The sequence below is a fragment of the Enterobacter sp. PTB genome, from assembly GCF_051130085.1.
In the GTDB taxonomy this organism is placed as follows: Bacteria; Pseudomonadota; Gammaproteobacteria; order Enterobacterales; family Enterobacteriaceae; genus Enterobacter; species Enterobacter ludwigii.
The window spans coordinates 26,116-49,267 of the sequence record NZ_JBDKEE010000004.1 but is presented as its reverse complement, the minus strand read 5'-3'; the positions used below and the strand labels follow the sequence as shown (position 1 = coordinate 49,267).

The 23,152-nt window shown below is 53.1% G+C and carries 21 protein-coding genes; 13 read left to right on the top strand and 8 right to left on the bottom strand.

Going from position 1 to position 23,152, the window contains the following annotated elements; genetic code table 11:
• Positions 1-40 precede the first annotated feature (40 nt).
• Together mreB and csrD are read right to left on the bottom strand one after the other, a co-directional pair.
• The gene (gene mreB / locus AAIR21_RS06190; protein WP_000913396.1) at positions 41-1,084 is read right to left on the bottom strand and encodes a rod shape-determining protein MreB; all 1,044 of its coding nucleotides are present in this window, start codon (positions 1,082-1,084) and stop codon (positions 41-43) included.
• Positions 1,085-1,365: 281 nt separating this feature from the next.
• On the bottom strand, positions 1,366-3,306 hold the full coding sequence (gene csrD, locus AAIR21_RS06185) for an RNase E specificity factor CsrD (protein WP_014171861.1): 1,941 nt from the start codon (positions 3,304-3,306) through the stop codon (positions 1,366-1,368).
• A gap of 182 nt (positions 3,307-3,488) precedes the next feature.
• On the opposite strand from csrD, the gene acuI reads away from it, so the two are divergent.
• The 12 genes from acuI (at position 3,489) to fis (ending at position 13,853) form a co-directional block, all read left to right on the top strand.
• Positions 3,489-4,463 carry an acrylyl-CoA reductase (NADPH) gene (acuI, locus tag AAIR21_RS06180; RefSeq protein ID WP_020883505.1) on the top strand — a complete coding sequence of 325 codons (975 nt, stop codon included), beginning with the start codon at positions 3,489-3,491 and terminating at the stop codon, positions 4,461-4,463.
• Between the two features lie 77 nt (positions 4,464-4,540).
• Positions 4,541-5,542, top strand: coding sequence for a protein-methionine-sulfoxide reductase catalytic subunit MsrP (msrP, locus tag AAIR21_RS06175; RefSeq protein ID WP_020883504.1), 1,002 nt, complete (start codon positions 4,541-4,543; stop codon positions 5,540-5,542).
• Entirely contained in the window at positions 5,543-6,142 is a 600-nt protein-coding gene (msrQ, locus tag AAIR21_RS06170) for a protein-methionine-sulfoxide reductase heme-binding subunit MsrQ (RefSeq protein WP_014171864.1), read from the top strand.
• Between the two features lie 234 nt (positions 6,143-6,376).
• Positions 6,377-6,829, top strand: a complete 453-nt coding sequence (gene aroQ, locus AAIR21_RS06165) for a type II 3-dehydroquinate dehydratase (protein WP_014171865.1) — start codon at positions 6,377-6,379, stop codon at positions 6,827-6,829.
• A gap of 21 nt (positions 6,830-6,850) precedes the next feature.
• Positions 6,851-7,312 (top strand): acetyl-CoA carboxylase biotin carboxyl carrier protein, encoded by a 462-nt coding sequence (gene accB, locus AAIR21_RS06160; RefSeq protein ID WP_014171866.1) that lies wholly within the window; start codon positions 6,851-6,853, stop codon positions 7,310-7,312.
• A 10-nt stretch (positions 7,313-7,322) separates the two neighbouring features.
• The gene (gene accC, locus AAIR21_RS06155; RefSeq protein WP_020883502.1) at positions 7,323-8,672 is read left to right on the top strand and encodes an acetyl-CoA carboxylase biotin carboxylase subunit; all 1,350 of its coding nucleotides are present in this window, start codon (positions 7,323-7,325) and stop codon (positions 8,670-8,672) included.
• Between the two features lie 110 nt (positions 8,673-8,782).
• Positions 8,783-9,025: a YhdT family protein gene (locus AAIR21_RS06150; protein WP_006178860.1), complete on the top strand. Its 243-nt coding sequence runs from the start codon at positions 8,783-8,785 to the stop codon at positions 9,023-9,025.
• Entirely contained in the window at positions 9,015-10,466 is a 1,452-nt protein-coding gene (gene panF, locus AAIR21_RS06145; RefSeq protein WP_183516749.1) for a sodium/pantothenate symporter, read from the top strand. Before AAIR21_RS06150 ends, panF begins: the two co-directional genes overlap by 11 nt.
• Positions 10,467-10,477: 11 nt before the next feature.
• Positions 10,478-11,359: a 50S ribosomal protein L11 methyltransferase gene (gene prmA, locus AAIR21_RS06140; protein ID WP_014171869.1), complete on the top strand. Its 882-nt coding sequence runs from the start codon at positions 10,478-10,480 to the stop codon at positions 11,357-11,359.
• 137 nt (positions 11,360-11,496) lie between these two features.
• Entirely contained in the window at positions 11,497-12,237 is a 741-nt protein-coding gene (locus AAIR21_RS06135; protein ID WP_040018719.1) for a carbonic anhydrase, read from the top strand.
• Positions 12,238-12,567: 330 nt separating this feature from the next.
• Complete coding sequence (dusB, locus tag AAIR21_RS06130) at positions 12,568-13,533, top strand: tRNA dihydrouridine synthase DusB (RefSeq protein WP_014171871.1); 966 nt, start codon at positions 12,568-12,570, stop codon at positions 13,531-13,533.
• Positions 13,534-13,556: 23 nt separating this feature from the next.
• Positions 13,557-13,853, top strand: a complete 297-nt coding sequence (gene fis, locus AAIR21_RS06125) for a DNA-binding transcriptional regulator Fis (RefSeq protein ID WP_000462905.1) — start codon at positions 13,557-13,559, stop codon at positions 13,851-13,853.
• 1,188 nt (positions 13,854-15,041) lie between these two features.
• On the opposite strand, the gene AAIR21_RS06120 is transcribed toward fis, so the two are convergent.
• Entirely contained in the window at positions 15,042-15,575 is a 534-nt protein-coding gene (locus AAIR21_RS06120) for a hypothetical protein (protein WP_422701843.1), read from the bottom strand.
• A 512-nt stretch (positions 15,576-16,087) separates the two neighbouring features.
• Here AAIR21_RS06120 and AAIR21_RS06115 point away from each other — a divergent pair.
• Positions 16,088-16,462: a hypothetical protein gene (locus AAIR21_RS06115; protein ID WP_434680341.1), complete on the top strand. Its 375-nt coding sequence runs from the start codon at positions 16,088-16,090 to the stop codon at positions 16,460-16,462.
• 9 nt (positions 16,463-16,471) lie between these two features.
• Here the strand turns inward: AAIR21_RS06115 and AAIR21_RS06110 are convergent, their stop codons facing one another.
• The 5 genes from AAIR21_RS06110 to AAIR21_RS06090 form a co-directional block, all read right to left on the bottom strand.
• Positions 16,472-16,906, bottom strand: a complete 435-nt coding sequence (locus AAIR21_RS06110) for a hypothetical protein (protein ID WP_434680338.1) — start codon at positions 16,904-16,906, stop codon at positions 16,472-16,474.
• 2 nt (positions 16,907-16,908) lie between these two features.
• Positions 16,909-17,364 (bottom strand): Panacea domain-containing protein, encoded by a 456-nt coding sequence (locus AAIR21_RS06105; RefSeq protein WP_434680335.1) that lies wholly within the window; start codon positions 17,362-17,364, stop codon positions 16,909-16,911.
• Positions 17,365-17,946: 582 nt separating this feature from the next.
• Positions 17,947-18,138: a hypothetical protein gene (locus AAIR21_RS06100; protein WP_422701839.1), complete on the bottom strand. Its 192-nt coding sequence runs from the start codon at positions 18,136-18,138 to the stop codon at positions 17,947-17,949.
• Positions 18,139-20,347: 2,209 nt separating this feature from the next.
• Positions 20,348-21,208 (bottom strand): HGGxSTG domain-containing protein, encoded by an 861-nt coding sequence (locus AAIR21_RS06095; RefSeq protein WP_434680333.1) that lies wholly within the window; start codon positions 21,206-21,208, stop codon positions 20,348-20,350.
• 925 nt (positions 21,209-22,133) lie between these two features.
• Positions 22,134-23,138, bottom strand: a complete 1,005-nt coding sequence (locus AAIR21_RS06090) for an Abi family protein (RefSeq protein WP_434680331.1) — start codon at positions 23,136-23,138, stop codon at positions 22,134-22,136.
• Between the last annotated feature and the right edge of the window lie 14 nt (positions 23,139-23,152).

Below are 23,152 nucleotides of genomic sequence, written 5' to 3'. Positions count from 1 at the left end.
CAGAGAGAAAGGGTAGCGATACGCTACCCTTTCACAATGACTACTCTTCGCTGAACAAGTCGCCGCCGTGCATGTCGATCATTTCCAGCGCCTTGCCACCACCACGGGCGACGCAAGTCAGTGGATCTTCTGCAACTACGACAGGAATACCTGTCTCTTCCATTAACAGGCGGTCGAGGTTACGCAGCAGCGCACCACCACCGGTCAGAACCATACCGCGCTCGGAGATGTCAGACGCCAGTTCTGGTGGGCACTGTTCCAGGGCAACCATCACTGCGCTCACGATACCGGTCAGAGGTTCCTGCAGCGCTTCCAGAATTTCGTTGGAGTTCAGGGTAAAGCCGCGTGGAACACCTTCAGCCAGGTTACGGCCGCGAACTTCGATTTCACGCACTTCATCGCCCGGGTAAGCGGAACCGATTTCATGCTTGATACGCTCAGCGGTCGCTTCGCCGATCAGGGAACCGTAGTTACGACGCACATAATTAATGATGGCTTCGTCGAAACGATCGCCACCGATACGTACGGAAGAGGAGTACACCACGCCATTCAGGGAGATAACGGCCACTTCAGTGGTACCACCACCGATATCCACCACCATAGAACCGGTCGCTTCAGAAACAGGCAGACCCGCACCGATTGCCGCCGCCATTGGCTCTTCAATCAGGAACACTTCACGCGCGCCTGCACCCTGGGCTGATTCACGGATTGCGCGACGTTCAACCTGGGTGGCGCCAACCGGCACACACACCAGAACACGCGGGCTTGGGCGCATGAAGCTGTTGCTGTGAACCTGCTTGATGAAGTGCTGAAGCATTTTTTCAGTCACGAAGAAGTCAGCGATAACGCCGTCTTTCATTGGGCGGATTGCGGCGATGTTGCCAGGGGTACGTCCCAGCATCTGCTTCGCGTCATGACCCACAGCGGCTACGCTTTTCGGCGAGCCGGCACGATCCTGACGAATGGCCACAACGGAAGGCTCATTCAATACGATGCCTTGTCCTTTAACGTAAATAAGGGTATTCGCGGTACCCAGGTCAATGGACAGGTCATTGGAAAACATGCCACGAAATTTTTTCAACATACTAAGGGATAATCCTGAAAGCTGGGGCGGAAAACAAAATCCGCTTACTTTACCAACCACACGCAGCAGCGACAAGGCGCAAAAATCATCTGCAGCGGTGAAAATTTGTGCAGTACGTATCCTGATGTTACAAATCTTTCCCTGATTCCCTCAGGGCTGAGTACACAGTAGCGTCCCTCACTGACATTTGTAACCCGCTAAAGGTCGTTCACTGGCTTTTTGCTCGTCATACTCAAAGCTACAGGCGCGATATTCTACGTGAAAACGGATTAAACGGCAGGTCAAACAGAGTATCTTTGCAAATATTTTTTCACATTGGTGTCAAGCGGCTGAGAGGAGGCAAAAAAATCCCCTTGACCGCCCGTCACACCGCGCTCTGTCAACATCTGCCATTCGCTTCTGGAGCGCACGCCCGTGGCAAAGACTTGTGTTCGCGTTCCCTTGCACGCTTCTACCAGACTCTGTACCAGCAGCTGGTTTTCTGTGCGCTTTTCAATGTTCCTTACCAGCCCCGGATGCAGCTTTAATAACTCCACATCCAGTTCCTTAATCCAGTTAGTACTGACCAGCGTTAAACCCGCCTGCGTGACCGCGACACGGGCACCTAGCGCATTAATCAACCGTACTACCGGACGTAACCGGCTGATGTGTTGACCCACATCCGCCTCAGCAAGTTCAAAAATAATGTGTTTGCGTTGCGATTTTTCGCATTGCATTAATGTATCACGCAACCAGCGCTGAAAACGCGGGCGAATTAACGACTCCACGGTAACCTGTAGCGCCAGGTTTTCTTCGGGCCAGAAGGACAAAAACGGCATGAGTCGGGTGATCTGCTGGCGGTCATACTCTTCAGAAAGCCCAAACTGCAGCACCATCGGTAAATATTCCGCGGAGATGACCTCTTCCGTACCGTCAAAAATACGGCACATCAGCTCACGGTGATGAACGTTCCCGTTTTTCATCACCGCCGGTTTTTGATAAATGCGCGGCCCGCCGCGGCTGAGCATTTGCTCTATCAACGTTCGCCAGCGCACATTGCCGCGCCCTTTTTCTGGTAACGAATCGTCGTACACTGCCCAGCCGTTAGCGCCCTGCAATACGGCGTTGCGGGTTGCCGCTTCAGCATGTTCCATCACCTGTTCCGTCGACTGGCCGCCGCGCCAGGCACAGATGCCCATATGAACCATATCGTCCCTGTCGAGCATTTTGCTCTGCGGCAGCGCATCCACCGCTTTCAGCAGCTGGCTGGCGATGCTTTCTGACTCTTTCAGCGTACGGTGAGGCAGCAGCACGGCAAAGTCGCTGCGGTGATAACGGGCCAGCAGCGCACCCGGATAACGCATAATAAAGGTGGAGAGCAGGTTGATCAGCGTAAAGAGATTCTCTTCCGCCACGCGCTGTCCCCAGGTGTCGCGCAGCAGATCGAAATCGGGCAGGCGAATCATCATGACAACACCGTGCGTCCCGACTTTTTCCGGATCGTCCAGCAACGTGGCCAGTTGATTATCAAAGAAAAGACGGTTGTTCAGCCCGGTTTTATTATCCTGCGCAGCGTAAGAGCGGATCAGCGTGTCCATACGGCTGCGCTGGTCGCTGGCGAACTGAATTTCTGAGAGCAGCGTATCCAGCGCACTGCTGGCACGCGCAGGCCATTCATGGATCGAGCCACGCACCTGCGGGCCACGTTCACCGTTCAGTATTCGCACGGAACGCATCTCCAGCAGTTCCTGACCAGAGAGCTGACGGCGCAGCCAGCGAACCGCGAGAAAAATCAGCAGGACAATAAACGCGACGGCGACGGTGAGCGGCGCGGTGGTCATCATCGAGCGGAAGTAGCTGGCCATTGGATCGAGGTAGACCATGTTTATGGTCATGCCCGGGTTTTTAAGGGAGTGCACCGTCACTTCCCGGTACTGGCTTACCACGCCCGCAGGCCGATAGCTGTCCTGCCGGGCATGGCTTAAAACATTATGCTTTCCCTGCAGAATGTCGATTTGGACAATATCGACAGGCACCATCAACTCATCCAGCTCGCGGGACAGCGCCGGCAGCGGGGTGGTGAGGAGACGATTATCAATCACCGACGCGACAGACTGCACCCGATTAACCAGCTTGTCCTGAATGGCGTTATAAAAGCTCAGAGAACAGCCAAGGAGCGTGACAAAAATGGTCAGCCCCGTCAGTAAGGTGATAAAAGCCGAGAACTTCGTCGTTAATCGCATCCTTGAGATAACTCCGTGGGTTGAGGGGGTAGCGAGTAAGCGCTAACTTGCATTTCAAATGCGGCATACTATCAAACCTGGCGTATCTGGCAATTTATTGCGTTAAATCGGCATTGCTTTTCCCTGAGGGAGTATAGTCTTCAGGAGCTATTTTCCAATCAACTGAGTCGTGAGGACCCTGTATGCAGGCTTTGATCTTAGAACAGCAGGACGGCAAAACGCTTGCCTCGGTGCAGGCCGTTGAAGAGAGCCGCCTGCCGGCAGGCGAAGTGACCGTCGACATCGACTGGTCCAGTTTAAATTATAAAGATGCGCTGGCTATTACCGGGAAGGGTAAAATCATCCGAAATTTCCCTATGGTGCCAGGTATCGATTTTGCGGGCCGGGTTCATGCGAGCGAAGATCCGCGCTTCCATGCCGGCCAGCAGGTGCTGCTCACGGGCTGGGGCGTGGGTGAAAATCACTGGGGTGGGCTGGCGACACAGGCGCGCGTGAAAGGCGACTGGCTGGTGCCTATGCCACAAGGCCTGGATGGTCGTAAAGCGATGATCATCGGTACCGCAGGCTTTACCGCCATGCTGTGCGTGATGGCGCTGGAAGATGCCGGTATTCGCCCTGAATCGGGTGAGATCGTCGTGACCGGTGCCAGCGGTGGTGTGGGCAGCACGGCGGTGACATTGCTGCACAAATTGGGTTACCAGGTTGCGGCAGTTTCCGGGCGCGAGAGCACCCACGCGTACCTGCGTCAGCTCGGCGCTAATCGCATCCTGAGCCGCGACGAGTTTGCCGAAACCCGTCCACTGGAAAAACAGCTCTGGGCAGGTGCGGTAGATACCGTCGGTGACAAAGTGCTGGCAAAAGTGCTGGCGCAGATGAACTACGGCGGCTGCGTGGCAGCCTGTGGTCTGGCGGGCGGTTTTGCCCTGCCCACCACCGTGATGCCCTTTATTCTGCGTAACGTTCGCCTGCAGGGTGTTGATTCCGTAATGACCCCGGCGGCGCGCCGCATTGCGGCCTGGGAACGTCTGCAGCGCGATTTGCCGGACACGTTCTTTACTCAGAGCGCAACCGAAATCACGCTTAGCCAGGCGCCTGAATATGCCAGCAAGATCATGGACAACCAGTTCCACGGCCGCGCGCTGGTGAAAATTGCCTAATCTTCAAATTTTCGTGACATATTCGCGCTAATCCCTCTCCTCCGTCATGCTTAGAAAAACGCATGACGGAGGATGCCATGAAAACCCGAAAACTGACGGAAGCCGACGTAACGTCTGAATCTGTCTTTATGTTACAGCGCCGCCAGATCCTGAAAATGCTTGGCATCAGCGCCACCGCACTGACGCTTTCCCCTGCGGCTCATGCCGACCTGCTCGACTGGTTTAAAGGTAACGATCGCCCGAAAGCCCCTTCTGGCGCCCCGCTCACCTTTACGAAGCCCGCTCAGTGGCAAAACACACTGACGCTGACGCCGGAAGACAAAGTGACCGGCTATAACAATTTCTACGAATTTGGTCTCGATAAGGCCGATCCTGCGGCCAACGCGGGGAGTATGAAAACCGATCCGTGGACGCTGAAAATCGACGGTGAAGTGGCAAAACCGCTGACGCTGGACCATCACGATCTCACCACCCGTTTTCCACTGGAAGAGCGTATCTACCGCATGCGCTGCGTGGAAGCCTGGTCGATGGTCGTGCCCTGGGTAGGCTTCCCGCTGCATAAACTGCTGGCGATGGTTGAACCCACCAGCAACGCAAAATATGTCTCTTTCCAGACGCGCTACGCCCCGGACGAGATGCCGGGCCAGAAAGATCGGTTTATCGGCGGTGGGCTTGCGTATCCGTATGTCGAAGGGTTACGGCTCGACGAAGCGATGCATCCTCTTACGCTGCTGACCGTCGGTGTTTACGGCAAAGCACTCCCGCCGCAGAACGGCGCGCCTGTTCGCTTAACGGTGCCGTGGAAGTACGGTTTTAAAGGGATTAAATCTATCGTCAGCATTAAGCTCACCCGCGAACGTCCCCCCACGACCTGGAACCTGGCGGCGCCCGACGAATATGGCTTTTTTGCCAATGTGAACCCGCACGTCGATCATCCCCGCTGGTCGCAGGCCACCGAGCGATTTATCGGTTCCGGCGGCGCGCTGGATGTGAAGCGTCAGCCAACACTGCTGTTTAACGGCTACGCTGATGAAGTGGCGTCGCTTTACCGTGGCCTTAATTTACGGGAGAACTTCTGAGTGCGTTTAACGGCAAAACAGATAACCTGGCTGAAAGTGCTGTTGCACTTAGCCGGGTTGCTTCCTTTTATCTGGTTATTCTGGGCCGCCAGCCAGGGGCTTTTTAGCGCTGATCCGGCAAAGGATATCCAGCACTTTACCGGTCGGATGGCTCTGAAATTTTTACTGGCGACCTTGCTGGTGTCACCGTTAGCGCGCTACGCTAAACAGCCATTATTGATACGCACCCGCCGGCTTTTGGGGCTATGGTGTTTTGCCTGGGCGACGCTCCATTTGACCAGCTACGCCTTGCTGGAACTGGGCATTAACAACCTGGCACTGCTGGGCCGCGAACTGGTCACCCGTCCGTACCTGACGTTAGGTATCGTGAGCTGGCTGGTGTTACTGGCATTAGCACTGACATCAACGCAATATGCACAACGTACATTGGGCAGGCGCTGGCAACTGCTGCACAACTTCGTCTATCTTGTCGCGATCCTCGCACCCATCCATTATCTGTGGTCGGTGAAGATCCTCTCCCCGCAGCCCATACTCTACGCGCTGCTGGCTGTGGCGCTTTTAGCATGGCGTTACAAGAAGTTCCGTCAGTGGTTGCGATAATTCGCGAAACTGTGCGTTTTCCCGCAGAATCCCTGTCAACCGCGAATCTTTTTCGGATAGCGGTTGATAATCTTCCCTGATAAGACCAGTATTTAGCTGCCAAATGCTACGAAATCGTTATAATGTGCGACTTTGGTTTACCCGACAGCGGTTTTAGGCCTCTGAAAAGGTGACAATCGTGCTTCGAAGGTATATTTTGTTTTTTACCGGAGAATCGCAGGAGATAGCGGCACAATGGCTGATAAGTTCCATATCTTAGTTTTAAACGGACCGAACCTGAACATGCTCGGCACCCGCGAGCCAGAGAAGTACGGCTCGCTAACATTGAGTGAAATTGTTAACCGTCTGAGCACGGAAGCAACGTCGCTGAATGTGGATTTGGATCATTTTCAGTCGAACGCGGAGTACGCAATCATCGACCGTATTCATCAGGCTAAAGACACTGTGGACTATATCCTGATCAATCCGGCCGCGTTTACGCACACCAGTGTTGCTATTCGCGACGCACTGCTCGCAGTGAGTATCCCGTTTATCGAGATCCACCTGAGCAATGTGCACGCCCGAGAGCCGTTCCGCCACCATTCCTATCTATCAGATATCGCCGCTGGCGTTATTTGCGGACTGGGCGCTGACGGCTATTCATACGCTTTACAGACAGCGGTAAAACGCTTGTCACAATCACACTAAACAAGAGTACGGAACCCACTCATGGATATTCGTAAGATTAAAAAACTGATCGAGCTGGTTGAAGAATCAGGCATCTCCGAACTGGAAATTTCTGAAGGCGAAGAGTCTGTACGCATCAGCCGTGCAGCCCCAGCCGCTAGCTTCCCGGTAATGCAGCAGGCTTATGCTGCGCCAGTGCAGCAGCCTGCGCTTTCCGCAGCCGTTGCACCAGCAGCTGAAGCCGCACCTGCCGCTGCAGCAGAAATCAGTGGTCACATCGTACGTTCCCCAATGGTTGGTACTTTCTACCGCACCCCGAGCCCGGACGCGAAAGCGTTCATCGAAGTGGGTCAGAAAGTCAACGCAGGCGATACCCTGTGCATCGTTGAAGCGATGAAAATGATGAACCAGATCGAAGCAGACAAATCAGGCACTGTGAAAGCGATTCTGGTCGAAAGTGGTCAGCCGGTTGAATTTGACGAGCCGCTGGTCGTCATCGAGTAACGAGGCGAACATGCTGGATAAAATTGTTATCGCCAACCGCGGCGAGATTGCACTGCGTATTCTTCGTGCCTGTAAAGAACTGGGCATCAAGACCGTCGCTGTGCACTCAAGCGCGGATCGCGATTTAAAACACGTATTGCTGGCGGATGAGACGGTCTGTATTGGCCCGGCTCCGTCCGTAAAAAGCTATCTGAACATCCCGGCTATCATCAGCGCCGCTGAAATCACCGGCGCGGTGGCAATTCATCCGGGTTATGGCTTCCTCTCTGAGAACGCCAACTTTGCTGAGCAGGTTGAGCGCTCTGGCTTTATCTTCATCGGCCCGAAAGCTGACACTATCCGCCTGATGGGCGACAAAGTGTCCGCAATCACCGCGATGAAAAAAGCCGGTGTTCCAACCGTACCGGGCTCTGACGGTCCTCTGACCGACGACATGGATGCTAACCGTGCTCATGCGAAACGCATTGGCTATCCGGTTATCATCAAGGCGTCCGGCGGCGGCGGCGGTCGCGGTATGCGCGTTGTGCGTAGCGATGCTGAACTGGCTCAGTCCATCTCCATGACCAAAGCGGAAGCGAAAGCAGCTTTCAGCAATGACATGGTGTACATGGAAAAATACCTGGAAAACCCACGCCACATCGAAATTCAGGTGCTGGCTGACGGTCAGGGTAACGCTATCTATCTGGCAGAACGTGACTGCTCCATGCAGCGTCGTCACCAGAAAGTGGTTGAAGAAGCGCCAGCACCGGGCATTACGCCGGAACTGCGTCGCTACATCGGCGAGCGTTGTGCTAAAGCCTGTGTCGATATCGGCTATCGCGGTGCGGGTACTTTCGAGTTCCTGTTCGAAAACGGCGAGTTCTACTTCATTGAGATGAACACCCGTATTCAGGTAGAACACCCGGTTACCGAAATGATTACCGGCGTTGACCTGATCAAAGAACAGCTGCGTATCGCTGCGGGTCAGCCTCTGTCCATCAAACAGGAAGAAGTTGTGGTCAAAGGCCATGCGGTGGAATGCCGTATCAACGCCGAAGACCCGAATACCTTCCTGCCAAGCCCGGGTAAAATCACGCGTTTCCACGCGCCGGGTGGCTTTGGTGTGCGTTGGGAGTCTCATATCTACGCGGGTTACACCGTACCGCCGTACTATGACTCCATGATCGGTAAGCTTATCTGCTACGGCGAAAACCGTGACGTGGCAATTGCCCGCATGAAGAACGCCCTGCAGGAGCTGATCATCGACGGTATCAAAACCAACGTTGAACTGCAGATGCGTATCATGAGCGACGAGCACTTCCAGAATGGTGGGACTAACATCCACTATCTGGAGAAAAAACTCGGTCTGCAAGAGAAGTAAGCGCGCAGTCACGCCAAAAAGGCCGGATAATCCGGCCTTTTTTTATTTCTGGGGATCGGAAAGCCCCATCATGTACAATCCCCGCTTTATTCATCCACAAGGGACAAAAAATGGACAAGCGTTTTGTTCAGGCCCATAAAGAAGCGCGATGGGCGCTGTGGCTGACCCTTCTCTATCTTGCCGCATGGTTGGTGACCGCTTACTTACCTGACTCGGCTATCGGCATTACCGGCCTGCCTCACTGGTTCGAAATGGCCTGCCTGCTGGTGCCGCTGGTCTTTATCCTGCTGTGCTGGGCAATGGTGAAATTTATCTACCGGGATATCCCGCTGGAGGATGATGATGCAGCTTGAAGTCATTCTGCCGCTGGTCGCGTATCTGGTGGTCGTGTTTGGTTTGTCCGTTTATGCAATGCGTAAGAGAACCACCGGCACTTTCCTGAATGAGTATTTCCTCGGCAGTCGCTCGATGGGCGGTGTCGTGCTGGCCATGACGCTTACCGCCACCTATATCAGCGCCAGCTCGTTTATCGGTGGCCCCGGTGCAGCCTATAAATACGGGTTAGGTTGGGTGCTGCTGGCAATGATTCAACTGCCTGCCGTCTGGCTCTCGCTGGGTATACTGGGTAAAAAGTTTGCCATTCTGGCACGCCGTTATAACGCCGTGACGCTCAACGATATGCTGTTTGCGCGCTACCAGAGCCGTCTGCTGGTGTGGCTGGCAAGCTTAAGCCTGCTGGTCGCGTTTATTGGTGCAATGACGGTGCAGTTCATCGGCGGGGCACGTCTGCTGGAAACCGCTGCTGGGATCCCCTATGAGACGGGCCTTATCATCTTTGGGGTGAGCATTGCGCTGTATACCGCGTTTGGCGGATTTCGCGCCAGCGTGCTGAACGATACGCTGCAGGGGATGGTGATGCTCGTTGGCACAATCGTTCTGCTGGTGGGAATTGTTCACGCCGCAGGTGGTCTGAGCCATGCCGTGGAAACTCTGGAAGCGATTGACCCGAAACTGATTTCCCCGCAGGGTGCGGATGATATCCTTTCGCCAACATTTATGACGTCGTTCTGGGTGCTGGTGTGCTTTGGTGTTATTGGCCTGCCGCATACCGCCGTGCGTTGTATTTCATATAAAGACAGCAAAGCCGTTCACCGGGGTATTATTATCGGGACGATCGTTGTTGCAATCCTGATGTTCGGCATGCATCTGGCGGGTGCGTTAGGACGTGCGGTGCTCCCCGACCTTACGGTTCCCGATTTGGTGATCCCAACCCTGATGGTCAAAGTGCTTCCGCCTTTTGCCGCGGGGATATTCCTCGCCGCGCCAATGGCCGCCATAATGTCGACCATTAACGCCCAGCTACTGCAGAGTTCCGCTACGATCATTAAAGATCTCTATCTGAACCTGCGTCCTGAGCAGGTTCAAAATGAACGACGCCTGAAGCGTATGTCGGCGGTGATTACGCTCGTTTTAGGCGCGCTGCTGCTGTTAGCCGCATGGCGTCCGCCGGAGATGATCATCTGGCTGAACCTGCTGGCGTTTGGCGGCCTTGAAGCCGTCTTCCTGTGGCCGCTGGTATTGGGCCTCTACTGGGAGCGCGCCAACGCTGCCGGCGCCCTGAGCGGCATGATTGTCGGCGGTGTGCTGTATGCCGTGCTAGCTACATTTAAAATTCAGTACCTGGGCTTCCATCCTATTGTGCCTTCGTTACTGTTAAGTTTACTGGCGTTTGTGGTCGGGAACCGTTTCGGTCAGCCTGTCCCACAGCCCGCTACGATTTCTACTGATAAATAAAGAGTTTTGCCATGCCGTGGATCCAACTAAAACTGAATACAACCGGCGCTAACGCCGAAGAGCTAAGCGATGCGCTGATGGAAGCCGGTTCGGTCTCCATCACCTTCCAGGACACGCATGACACGCCGGTGTTTGAGCCACTGCCGGGCGAAACTCGCCTGTGGGGTGATACCGACGTTATTGGCCTGTTTGATGCAGAAACTGACATGAAAGAGGTTGTCGCGATCCTGGAAAATCATCCGCTGCTGGGTGCGGGTTTTGCACACAAAATCGAACAGCTGGAAGACAAAGACTGGGAACGCGAGTGGATGGATAACTTCCACCCGATGCAGTTCGGTAAACGTCTGTGGATCTGCCCGAGCTGGCGTGACGTTCCGGATGAAAACGCGGTAAACGTGATGCTGGATCCGGGCCTGGCATTTGGGACCGGTACTCACCCGACGACTTCTCTGTGCCTGCAGTGGCTGGACAGTCTGGATCTGGACGGCAAGACGGTGATCGACTTCGGATGCGGCTCCGGGATCCTCGCTATCGCGGCGCTGAAACTGGGGGCGGCCAAAGCTATTGGGATCGATATCGATCCACAGGCTATTCAGGCCAGCCGTGATAACGCTGAACGCAACGGCGTTTCTGACCGCCTTGAACTGTATCTGCCGGATGCGCAGCCAGAAGCCATGAAAGCCGATGTGGTGGTGGCGAACATTCTGGCCGGCCCATTACGCGAACTGGCCCCGTTAATCAGCGTGCTGCCCGTTGACGGCGGTCTGCTGGGGCTTTCCGGGATCCTGGCAAGCCAGGCTGACAGCGTTTGCGAAGCCTACGCCGATCTTTTCGCCCTCGACCCGGTGGTCGAAAAAGAAGAGTGGTGTCGTATTACGGGCCGTAAAAAGTAAGCCATTGGCGTGGTCATCTGACCACGCCTCTCTTCCTCCGATAATCCTCTCTTCCCGTGCCCTTCTCCGGTAAAATACCCACACAAATCATATTGATAACAATGGTTTGAACCACAATAATTCACCGGAAGAATACTATGACCCACTTTACTGGCAAGGCAGCGCTCTTTGCGCTGAGCATTATCTCGGCTTCAGCCTGCGCATCACACTGGAGCTACGAAGGCGAAGGCGCACCGGAACACTGGGGCGAACTGGACGAGGCTTACAAAACCTGTCAAAGCGGGATGAACCAGTCCCCCATCAACATTGAATCCACCGCGAACGCGCACCTCTCCCCGCTGCAAACGCATTACATTGATGGCCCTGTGACGCTGACGAACAACGGCCACACCATTCAGGCAAGTGAAAAGCCGGAAACCCGCGATACCCTTACCCTCGATAAGCAAACCTGGACCCTGCAACAGTTCCATTTCCACGCCCCGAGCGAAAACACCGTACATGGCAAGAAATTTGCGATGGAAATGCATCTGGTGCACAAAAACGCGGCCGGAGAGCTGGCGGTGGTGGCGGTCATGTTCGATAAAGGGGCCGCGAACCCGGAGCTGGATAAGCTGTGGAGCGTCATGCCTGAGCAGGCCGAACAGAACGTCTCGATTAAGCAAGATCTCAATCTGAACAAGCTGATTCCAAAAGATAAAACGTACTGGCGCTTTAGCGGCTCGCTGACCACACCGCCGTGCTCAGAGGGGGTAACCTGGATTGTACTGAAGCACCCGCTGACCGTCTCTGCAGAGCAGCTTGAGAAATTCTCCCATACGATGCACCACGAAAATAACCGCCCGGTACAACCCCTTCATGGTCGCGTAGTCGTCGAATAATGCGCATTTTTCGCATGCAGATCATGTTCTAAAATGCGACTCAGATCGCAAACAAGCGGGATAATCTGCTGCTAAAAACAGCAGATTATCCCGCTCAAGTGATGCATTTATTCAGAAATGATGAGAAGTTACGGGAAATTGTAAGCGGCTATAAAATAATCATTCCATCATAACTTTATGATTTAACAGGTTTATAATTTTCACCTGAAGGACAGAGCGGCGATTCCTTGATCTACAACAGTGGATTGTTCAAAGTTTGGCCTTTCATCTCGTGCAAAAAATGCGTAATATACGCCGCCTTGCAGTCACAGTATGGTCATTTCTTAACTCATGCGCATCGGACACTACCAGCTCAGAAATCGCCTGATCGCAGCCCCAATGGCAGGTATTACCGACCGGCCGTTCAGGACGCTGTGCTATGAGATGGGGGCAGGTTTAACCGTTTCCGAGATGATGTCGTCTAACCCACAGGTGTGGGAAAGCGATAAGTCCCGCCTTCGGATGGTGCACGTTGATGAACCAGGTATTCGCACCGTGCAAATTGCCGGAAGCGTGCCTGAAGAGATGGCAGATGCCGCGCGGATTAACGTGGAAAGTGGCGCCCAGATTATTGATATCAATATGGGTTGCCCGGCCAAGAAAGTGAATCGCAAGCTTGCAGGTTCAGCCCTTCTGCAATACCCCGACCAGGTGAAGTCTATCCTGACCGCGGTTGTCAGCGCAGTGGACGTTCCTGTTACGTTGAAGATTCGCACGGGTTGGTCGCCGGAACACCGTAACTGTGTAGAGATTGCCCAACTGGCCGAAGACTGTGGCATTCAGGCCCTGACCATCCATGGACGCACTCGCGCCTGTTTGTTCAATGGTGAAGCTGAATACGACAGCATTCGGGCAGTTAAGCAGAAAGTTTCCATTCCGGTTATCGCGAATGGTGACATTACTGACCCGCTTAAAGCCAGAGCTGTGCTCGACTATACGGGAGCTGATGCTCTGATGATAGGACGTGCCGCTCAGGGAAGACCCTGGATCTTTCGGGAAATCCAGCATTATCTGGACACTGGGGAGTTGCTTGCCCCACTGCCACTGGCAGAGGTAAAGCGCTTGCTTTGTTCGCATGTTCGGGAATTGCATGACTTTTATGGTCAGGCAAAAGGGTACCGAATTGCGCGTAAACACGTATCCTGGTATCTCCAGGAGCACGCTCCAAATGACCAGTTTCGGCGCACATTCAACGCCATAGAGGATGCCAGCGTACAGCTGGAGGCGTTGGAGGCATACTTCGAAAATCTTGCGTAATGAAATAAAGAGCTGACAGAACTATGTTCGAACAACGCGTAAATTCTGACGTACTGACCGTTTCTACCGTTAACTCTCAGGATCAGGTGACTCAAAAGCCCCTGCGTGACTCGGTTAAACAGGCACTGAAGAACTATTTTGCTCAACTGAACGGTCAGGATGTTAATGACCTGTATGAGCTGGTACTGGCTGAAGTTGAACAGCCACTGTTGGACATGGTGATGCAATACACCCGCGGTAACCAAACCCGCGCTGCCCTGATGATGGGTATCAACCGTGGTACACTGCGTAAGAAACTGAAAAAATACGGCATGAACTGATACTAATCAGTTAAATGTTTGTTTAAAAAGGCGCTCTTCGGCATGGGGAAGCGCCTTTTTTATCAAACTGACTACACCGTTGACTACACATCACGACGCACCTTACTGAACACCCACAAACACCAACGGGCTGTGTGGTATTGATTTGGCGTAATTTGATGGCTATTTTCGGCGGTTGCGATTAAGCCCTAGAGGATGAACCCATCCGCAAAAAAACTTTTCATTTCGCGACTGCGCACAAAAAGGACGAGCGGCGATCATTCCGCAAGAAGGTTTTGAAGTTTTCCCCTCTCCCGTCGACCAGTACCGCATCCGTTATCAATCTGCCGTTATCCGTTATGAAGCTGGTGGACGAACACCGAACCGACGACGATCAATCATGCTCATGGGACATGCTTAGAGCATGGGGCATTTGATGGGGCATGCCGTGGGACATATCTGCCAATGTCCCATGCAAATGTCCCACGCGTTTAAGGCGAACAATCCAGTAACGGCAGGGGCTACATAAGATTATGCATAAGTATGCGCGTGGGACATGGGACACAAACTCAAAAATTTATAGCTGGAAAAAACCCACGGCGCGCAATGCCCGTGTAATAAAAAACCGTCAGGAAGGACCCATTTTTTATTGCCAGCCCCACAGCGAACCAAAGTCTGCAGATCGCCGAGTTTGAGCAAATGCCCACCAGCGGTAAAAGCTGGCGTGATGCTCAGGCCAGCATCCCTTTTCTGGCAGGCTGCAGTTATCGTGTTGTCTGTGTCGCTCTGTGCGGCGTGCTGTCTATTTCAGGTGTCGTTGCTCACCAGGATGGGAGAAATCAGCGCAGTGGCTCGCTGGTAGACGATGTGCCGGAGAGATGGCACAGGTGATCGGGCTTCGAGATAAAAACTCGCTCTGTTTGGTCGAAATTGCAGGTTTTGGCACACTTGCTTTTGTGATGGTTGTCACGAAATTTAGGGGGTGTGCTCCCCGCTAAGCCGCATTCCACCGTTAAATTCCGTATTTTTTCGTTCACTCTCTCAAAGAAAATCGTCGTTTTTGCTGTGCCACCTGTACCACTTCGCGCAAAGCCAGTAATGGCGCGGCTTACAGCGGGTACAGGTACTATGCAAACCTACACCACCACCTAAGCCACTGTGCCAGATGACCAGTGCCGTATTGCAGAACCCCGCCCGGCAGTTGGTGGGCTATCGCTGCACTTTGCCGCACAGACGATCCACCAGTGGCGAAAATGCCCGCCAGTAAACATTCTCGCTGAATATCAGCGCCGCCAGCTTCCGGTTATAGGTTTCCCAGCGCATGCCTTTTGGCTTCGGGAAAGTGTTCGGGTAATTCGTCAGATTGCGCGTCACTACCGTATTGCCCCATATGGCGTAACGCTGGCGGCGGATATCCCGGCGCATTCTGGCAAGTTCGTCCTCGCTCTGGCTCTTGTAGTGCAACCCCCAGCAATGGCGGCAGGCGATATCTTTTACCCCGATATACAGCTTTGCTATCCGCCTGTTGCAGCTCGGGCAGCAATACCAGTACCGGTTACCATAACCCGCCTGCGTCATGGCGTAGCCGTCGTCCTGCCGGGAGATGTAGAGCGTGCCGGAATCCGTATGACTGTAAATCCGTGCGCCCTGTTCAGCATCGTGCAACTGCTGGCGCATCTCAGCCATGAACTTCAGGCCGATGCATGGCAATCTGTCGGTATAACGCCGCGTTCTTTCTCTCATGGCTCCCCTTGTGCGCCTCACTGAAAATCTAATCCGAAATAATATGAGTATTTTAGCGAAAAATGGCGAATCAGCCCCCGGATTTTGCAGCGCAAAGCCAGCAATGACGCGGATTGCAGCGGAGTTTTCGGCGGAAGAAATCGTAATATTCCTGACGCACAGCCCGAAAAAGTGAGCAAGGCCAGTTCTGGCGCGGGGTGTGATGGTTTTCTGCGTACCGGGTATGCATTCAGTTTAACGTGCTGGCTTTAATGCATCGGTCAGAGGTAATCGTCGACTTTCTGCCGTTGTTGTCGCAGTGCTTGTTTCCTCCTTATCCCTGCCTCAACCGTAGGGGAAATCTCTACGGTTGCCGTTCCGCTGTGCCGGCTGCATGGTCATTTCCACCATTGAGATCGGGAGTAGAATTTGAAATGCGACCCTTAGCCCGGATTTGAAATCCGCTCTCCGCTCCATTCTGGCTGATTATTATTGTAGGATAGATGTACCCTACAATAAGGAATTCCCACACCATGAGACTGACCAGCCGCAAAAAGACCATACTCAGCTACTTCGAACCCGAGAACCGCGAGTGGGTGACAGGTGAAATTGGCGCGCCGCCGTTCGATGTGTCCGGCGTGACCTACCTGCTGCACGGTATGGATTCGCTCAAAAAAGAGTATCAGCTTGAGTCTACCAGGCGAACGCTGGAAGCAATGGTCAAGGATGGGCTGCTGGAGCGGGTGAACGTGTACGAGCGCCGGCAAAACCGAATGCAGTACAGCTGCGATGCTTCCGGTGTGCGATGCGTGGTGGCGCGTTATGGCCTGCCGGGTCGATGTGTCATTGTGCGTGATGATGAAGGCGCAGAGGACGCGATTGAGGGCGAATGTGAGCGGGTGGAGTAACTTCCCGGCTTATCGTCCCGGATAAAGCTGGTGGTCCGGGTCAAGCCAGACGATATGGAACACATTCCCAATGAAAAAGCCGTGCACCCGACCATGCTCATTGCGCGATACTGCAAACTGATAAGGCGTGTAGCTCTGGAATTGCTCGTTCAGCGTCTGAAAACCTTCCGGCTCAGACGTATGTCGCCAGTCGATGGGATGAGATTTGAGTGAGCCGCCGCGATCGGCAGTAAATTCGCGTTCGGTCATGGTGGAGAGGTCTTTGAGTCTGTCGAGCACCTTGCAGAAATAAGCTGTGTTTTGGGCGTTGAAGCTGAATTTATCATGCCCGGCATCAATATAACGAAACGAGAAGTTAATAGTCGCCACGCCAGCACCTGCAACGCCCGGCACAATCCTTGTCTGCGCCGGGGTAATCTTCGAAGCTTTAATACCTTTCGCCATGCTCAGGAAGCCATTGCGCGATAGAACTCAGCGGACACACCTTTATCAATGACGTTCTGACATGGCGCGTCTGACGGTATACCGCCGCGAGCCACCAGCCACGGTTTTTCCTGATGCGTCATCTGCTCAAGTTCGTAAGCCGTATAACCGCCAAACACCTGATAGATTTCGTCCAGGTGCTGAACCACATCTTCCGGCAGGTCAGGGCTGGTGATCTCTTCGGTGATGGGACGCCATTTATAATCAGCAAAGCGGATAAACAGACTCCGGGCCACAGGCCCATGTATCCACGCTTCAAACTGGTCAGCAACCAGCTCTTCACCGTCATTCAACGCCATATACCAGGCGTCAGCGTAGAACACCATTTTTTGCAGCTTAAGCGGTGTCATTACATCCCCGTGCTTTTGAGCAAAGCACAGCAGATAATCCGCCACACTGTTCAGGGTTGTAACTGCCATCGTAAAATCTCCATTGGTCTATGAGCGTCTATTGGGGTCTGCCGGGGTCAACTGTCGTTAACTATCGCACATAACCATAAACAAAGATGGCAAAAAATGCGTTCTGGTGATGTTTCGTGATAGCTGGTGCGTTTTCGATTCGACTGACCAGGCTAATCAGCGGGTCCTCCCGGTGGGGGCCCCTTCCACGGGGCGGCTGCGCTCGCGGAAAACGGCTGGTTTTTCGTTTTCATGGTCATCATCATCATGTGGATAACCATTTGATTTATTTAATGGTGAATTTGCAAAGATGTCGAATCGTTCAAAAAGCGTTCACCATCATTGCCCCGGATGCAGTCTGTCTTTGCGCACGGGTCCTTTCCGGCATTTTGACCCTATACGGGGCGGCAGCGGCGCAGACTGGCGCGATTTATGAAAATTTTCGCGGAAAATGCAGATCCGTTCTTCTTTCGAATAAGTTACTGTTTTTATGTGACTACACTGGAAAAAGAAAGGATCTGATATTGGGGTATTGAGCAGTAAAGTAGTCGCCTCAGATCCTTTCTGGTTTTGCGGACATTTTGCAGCGAATGGCCAGGCAATTCAGCGTCGCGGCGTTGCGGGGCGCTTCCACTCGAACGGCCCGGCGGTCATGCGGTCGTTGTGACGCTTTCTCGCTGCGGCGCTCTGCGCTATCTGAGTACGCATCACCAGCTTATCCTGTCCGTTCAACTCAATGCCTTCCTTGCGGGCGATCTGCAGCATGGCGGCTTCAATGGTCTGGCTTTTCGTCATGGGTAACTCCGTAGGCTGGTTGGCGTTACAGTTTATCATTCTGGTCGCCTGCTGGTAGTGGCTGGCCTGTTAACATGTTTATAGGCTGTTAACATGCTCACTCCTTAATCACTGTGATGGGTATAAACAATCTGGTGACAGGGTATAAACATCAAAAAACCAATAAACATATACATTTCATGCAATTGCAACGATACGTTTACCGATGACCTATAAACATGTTTATACCCCAAAAACGGGATTTTTTCTGTGCGTGAGAGGAAGCGCGGTGTCCAGGGCGAAAGGGGTTTGCCCCGGCTAATACCCCCCCCATGCCTGCCAGAGGAGAATATCTGTTCTGGCTGGCGCTGTTCCCGGTCATCGCTGACGAGCTCACCGATGATGACGGCGTGACTATCCTGCAAAACTGCAGGATACCGCTCCTGCTCATAAAGCAGATTTGCGCTATGGGAATATCGAGAGCTCACCGCCGACCTACGAAAATTTTGCAGGTCACTTTTTGCACTACGAAAATTTTGTAGTTCATCAACAGCATCTCTTTAAGCGATGCTGTTAACTGACCCTCTTAAAGAGGGTTAGTTGGCGTAACACAGCTAACTGACCCGATAATATCGGGCCTGTCCTGCATGCCGACAATATCGACGAGGGTTACGAAAATTTTGTAACCCCTGCGCGGGTAAGTTTGCGCAGGTCTTTTAGTCCCGCACAAGCGCCCGGAGGTTTTACGAAACTTTTGTAAAATCCCGTGCAGCAAGGCCAGCGCCGGATCTGCGCACCTCATAAAGAGTTGTGCAAGTGACGCTCAGTTAATCACGGCACAGCATCCACCAGCAGCGGGCTTTGGCTTTATCAATGGTCTGGCCCGAGGTGCGGCAATGGCGTTCTTCGGAGGATTCAGCGATTTAGGCAATTCTAACGAATCGCTAACAATCAGCGGGATACTGTCACCCAAACTCTGGGTAATGGTGAGAAATTCGCATAGCAGGATGTTTTCTGAGCAAGCTGCAAATATGCAGCTTGCAACAAAATCAGCGGGTTAACCGTAACTACCGACTTCCCGGTAGTTTGTGCGCTGTTCGCATCAGCTTTCAGTGAGTAAGTCTTGAGCAGACTGCAAATATGCAGTCTGGAACATAATCAACAGCTTAAGTTGAGCGAGCCGGGGATTCCCGTATCGGTGTTTGCCGCCTGAAGCGAAAATTGTCGCATCGCTCAAACTACGGGAAATCTCCGGAGTTAATGCGCTGGCATGCTGACCCGCCACATTCAGCGGGTAAGTTTTGAGCAGACCGGAGATTCCCGGTCTGGAACATTATCAGTGGGTTAAACACGTAGCAGGAAGGATGGCGTTATTCTGGACAGCAGCGCAACCGTAATCGTCGCTCAGGCCAGACAGTGAAAGGCGTTGCGGGAAAATCATCGGAGCGTTCCGTCCTACTCAGTCCAAAATTCCCCGCGTTAAGGCTGCCGCAGATCTCCTGCAAATTCTTGACGACCACATAGCCGCATAAAGGCTCAGGCCTTTCCATACGTGGCTTTGCTGATTATTCGCCTCTGCAATCCGTCAAGAACAGTCAAGAATTTCACGCTGCTGCAACCTTTACACGCCTCTGCTGGATATTCAGGCCAAAGCCTCACCCGGCGCGGTGTTGGCGATAATGCGCCGGGAAAATCTGTAAAGGTGAATAAAGGTAATCGGGCCGAACGATGACATGCCTTCCTCCAGTTGCAACCCCAGGCGATGGCGGTAAATGACCTCCCTCAAAGGTGAAAATTAGTAAGCTGTACATATTTTGTTCAAAAGCCAAAAAGTCCGAATTCCGCTCGGACGAAACCTCGGAAGTTCCGAGGGGCTAAGCCAGTGCTGGCAAGCTCCGAAGACACTTTGAAAAAAACTCGGAATTTCGACGTTTTCGCCAAAACTGCGATTTAATGCCCGTAGACCGCATGAAACGGGGAGATAGTGGATCGCTATACCATTTCCACTATGCAGTAAATTCACTACCGACGGGGAGCGGGCTTTTTCCATTCGAACGTTGGTGATCGGACCTTCTGAATAAACCGTTCCCGGTTCGCTGCGCGGCTGGTAATTATTCGCTCCAGTTCCCGGCTCTGGTATGGCGACACGGTGCCACCCTCCGCCCTTATGCACGCTGCGGCAATTTCTGCCAGGTATTCCGGTTTCATACTCACTCTCTCCGTCGTGGGGTTATTTGCTCTGGCTGGCGTAGTGCAGCCCGGCGCACTGACGGCATATCAGCGCCGTGCCGGAAACGTACAGCGCCGCTTTGCGCTTTTCGCAGACCGGGCATACATACCACCAGCGAACGCCGCCATATTTCGGGCTGGTGGTCGTCAGTGCCACGGTGACGCTGTGAGCGTCCGTCAGCGCTGCTGTGAGGCTTTCACCTGTGAAGTGTAGCGCGATACCACTGACAGCGGATAAAACGCTCTCCGCTTCGCTGGCGCTGATTTCTGCCAGTGTTGCGCCACCAATCCCGGTAACGTCGCGCGTGTAGGCTCTGGTGCGCTTCCTGCCCGCCCTGCTGGCCCGCTGTTTCTCCAGCCATGCGCGATAGCCGTCACGCTGGCGCTTGCGTCCGGCTTTTGTCCTGGCTCCGGTACTCTTGCCGCCGTGCAGCTTGCAGCGCCCGTTTCTGTATATGTATGTCATTTTACAGGGCGTACCCGCGCGGGTGGTGGCACCGCACTGAAAACCGCTGATATCAGGATAGGGCTCATACTCCGGCTCTGGCGGTAGTGTCAGGCTGGCGCGCTGCCCCGAAAACAGACGGGCAAATAACGCGGCCCTGTCCGCCTCACGACGCCGTTGCTCGTATTCATGCCATGCCTGAAAATTGCGTCGACATACCTCGTGATGCAGCCGCAGCAATCTTACTTTCTCTCTGTTGTCCATCGTCCAGGCCTCGCGGATGTTATCAATTGTTATCAGTTCATGGGGTAAGGGAGCAGCGCAGACCTGTATAAATCGTGATGTCTCATGGGGTAAGGGTTGCCAGTCATCACCCTGCGCACAGCCGTATGGTTTGAAGTTTTTTAAAGTGCTCACGGGGTAAGTTCATCGCTACGCAACTCGCCACTCCTGCCGCTCCAGAGTTACTATTTGTCACCGTCTCATGGAGTAGGGGCGGGGCTTCATGATACGGCAATGGCTATTGTAGCGGCTGGGGTGAGAGTGTGAAACACAGTGACCAATATCCGAAATGATAAAGCGAGAAAGTCCGAGATTCGCACTTATTCGCGATTTTGCGAAAAAGCGAAAACCAGCAATGGCGCGGCCTGTCGCGGTGAAAGTGCGAATTTGCGCAGAGGAAATGCGAATTCGCGAATTTGTCGCACCAGAATTCGCAGTTTGCCGCAGTGGCCTGTGTGGGGTTCTGCTCCACCCGCTGCGCATAATGGAACTTAGGAAATCTTAGGGAGTAGCCCGAAAAACCTTAACAAACCTTAGCATCTCATGGGGTAGGGCTAACCTGTGACTTTCGCAGTTCGCCACATCCGAAAATGTGGGGTTTTATGGCATGTTCATGGGGTATGAGTGTGAACGAGTATCCAGCACCTGCAACCGATTCAGGGGCAAAATCTGTCAGAAGATTTACGAAATCATTAAGCGAAAACTGCGCATTTTGCCCCATATTTTGCGCAGTGGTGAAAATGGACGAACTCAGATACCGCAAGGGCTGTAGAGGTTTCGTTGGGGCAAAAAACAGGGGCAAAATCAGGGCATTTTGCGCAGTTCACGAATTTGCGCAGTTTTTTGCCCCTGAAATGCGCAGTGCAGAGAGGTGAAAATACAGACTGTCAGTCTCTCGCGAACTCGCGCAGACTGCCCCGGCAATTTTCCCGGTTCAGGACTCGCGGCGGGGTTTAATCGGCGACAGCATAACGACGGTGATCCGCTATGCTCTACCGAGGCAGTGTATCGGTTATGTAATACAGAAGGTAAGGTGGGGCGAGGGCGAACGGGTTGACACTTAAGCATCTTCCGATTCCTGGTGAACAGGATCGTTGTCAGCGCTGACAAACCCAAGAGCATCGCCAAATCTGGTCCTGGGGAATCCTGATTTCGGAACCCCCATTGAATCATATGAACACCCTGGCATGTTGGGCTTTTTATCGAAGTGATCAGCAATCTGCCTGAGCCAGGTCGAGGACGGACCAATCTTTTTGACCAGATACCAGATGATGCATATAGCACTGTACAGGCGCTCGCTCTCGTTATCCTCTATTTTTAACTTACTGAAAAAATCAGATTGAGGGATTGGTACTGACGCATGTTTACGATTCCAGATCCGCGAGTGATGGGCGCAACGATTGCGCAACAGGTTAAGACACTGGAGCCACTTGGTCAGAGTCTGCTGATTGTCGAGCTGCAATCGTTTGATAATTTTCGACTGCATACCACCATTTAGCATCGCATAGTATTTTGACATCTGACCAAAATCCCAGGACTCAACCACAACCCAAAAAGGAATTTCCTTCTGCTGGTTCCTGTGCCACGTAATGCAATCATCCCTGCTCTCTTTGATTTTATTGTCCAGCTTATTGAGCCATTTTTCGAAGGTGCTTAACTCCCCCTTCTTTCCATCATTCAGGAACCGCTGATTTATGTAAGATTTTTTCCGGTAGGCTAAAGGGTCGTGCCGTCCCACTTCATGAGCAATAATCGACCTGATATGGATTTCAATACGCTCAAGCGCATCCATCATTAGGAGACGCAGCTTTTTATCAAAAAGATAGAGATCGTAAGCCTGCTCAAACGATGTACCCGGAAGAAAATTCTCGCTTCGGAACGATAACCCTGCATCATTCGCTTGCAAGATGCGTGACGTGTACCAGAAGCCAGACAGGCGATAGTAACCAACCTGGGAAAGTTTTCTCATCGCACGGTCACGGTCACGGTCATGAATCAGCATACCCCGGCTCAACAAAAGCTCGAGTTGCTGGGGGTATTCCTTGTGAGGCTTTGCTGCAATCATACGGATACGGAGCG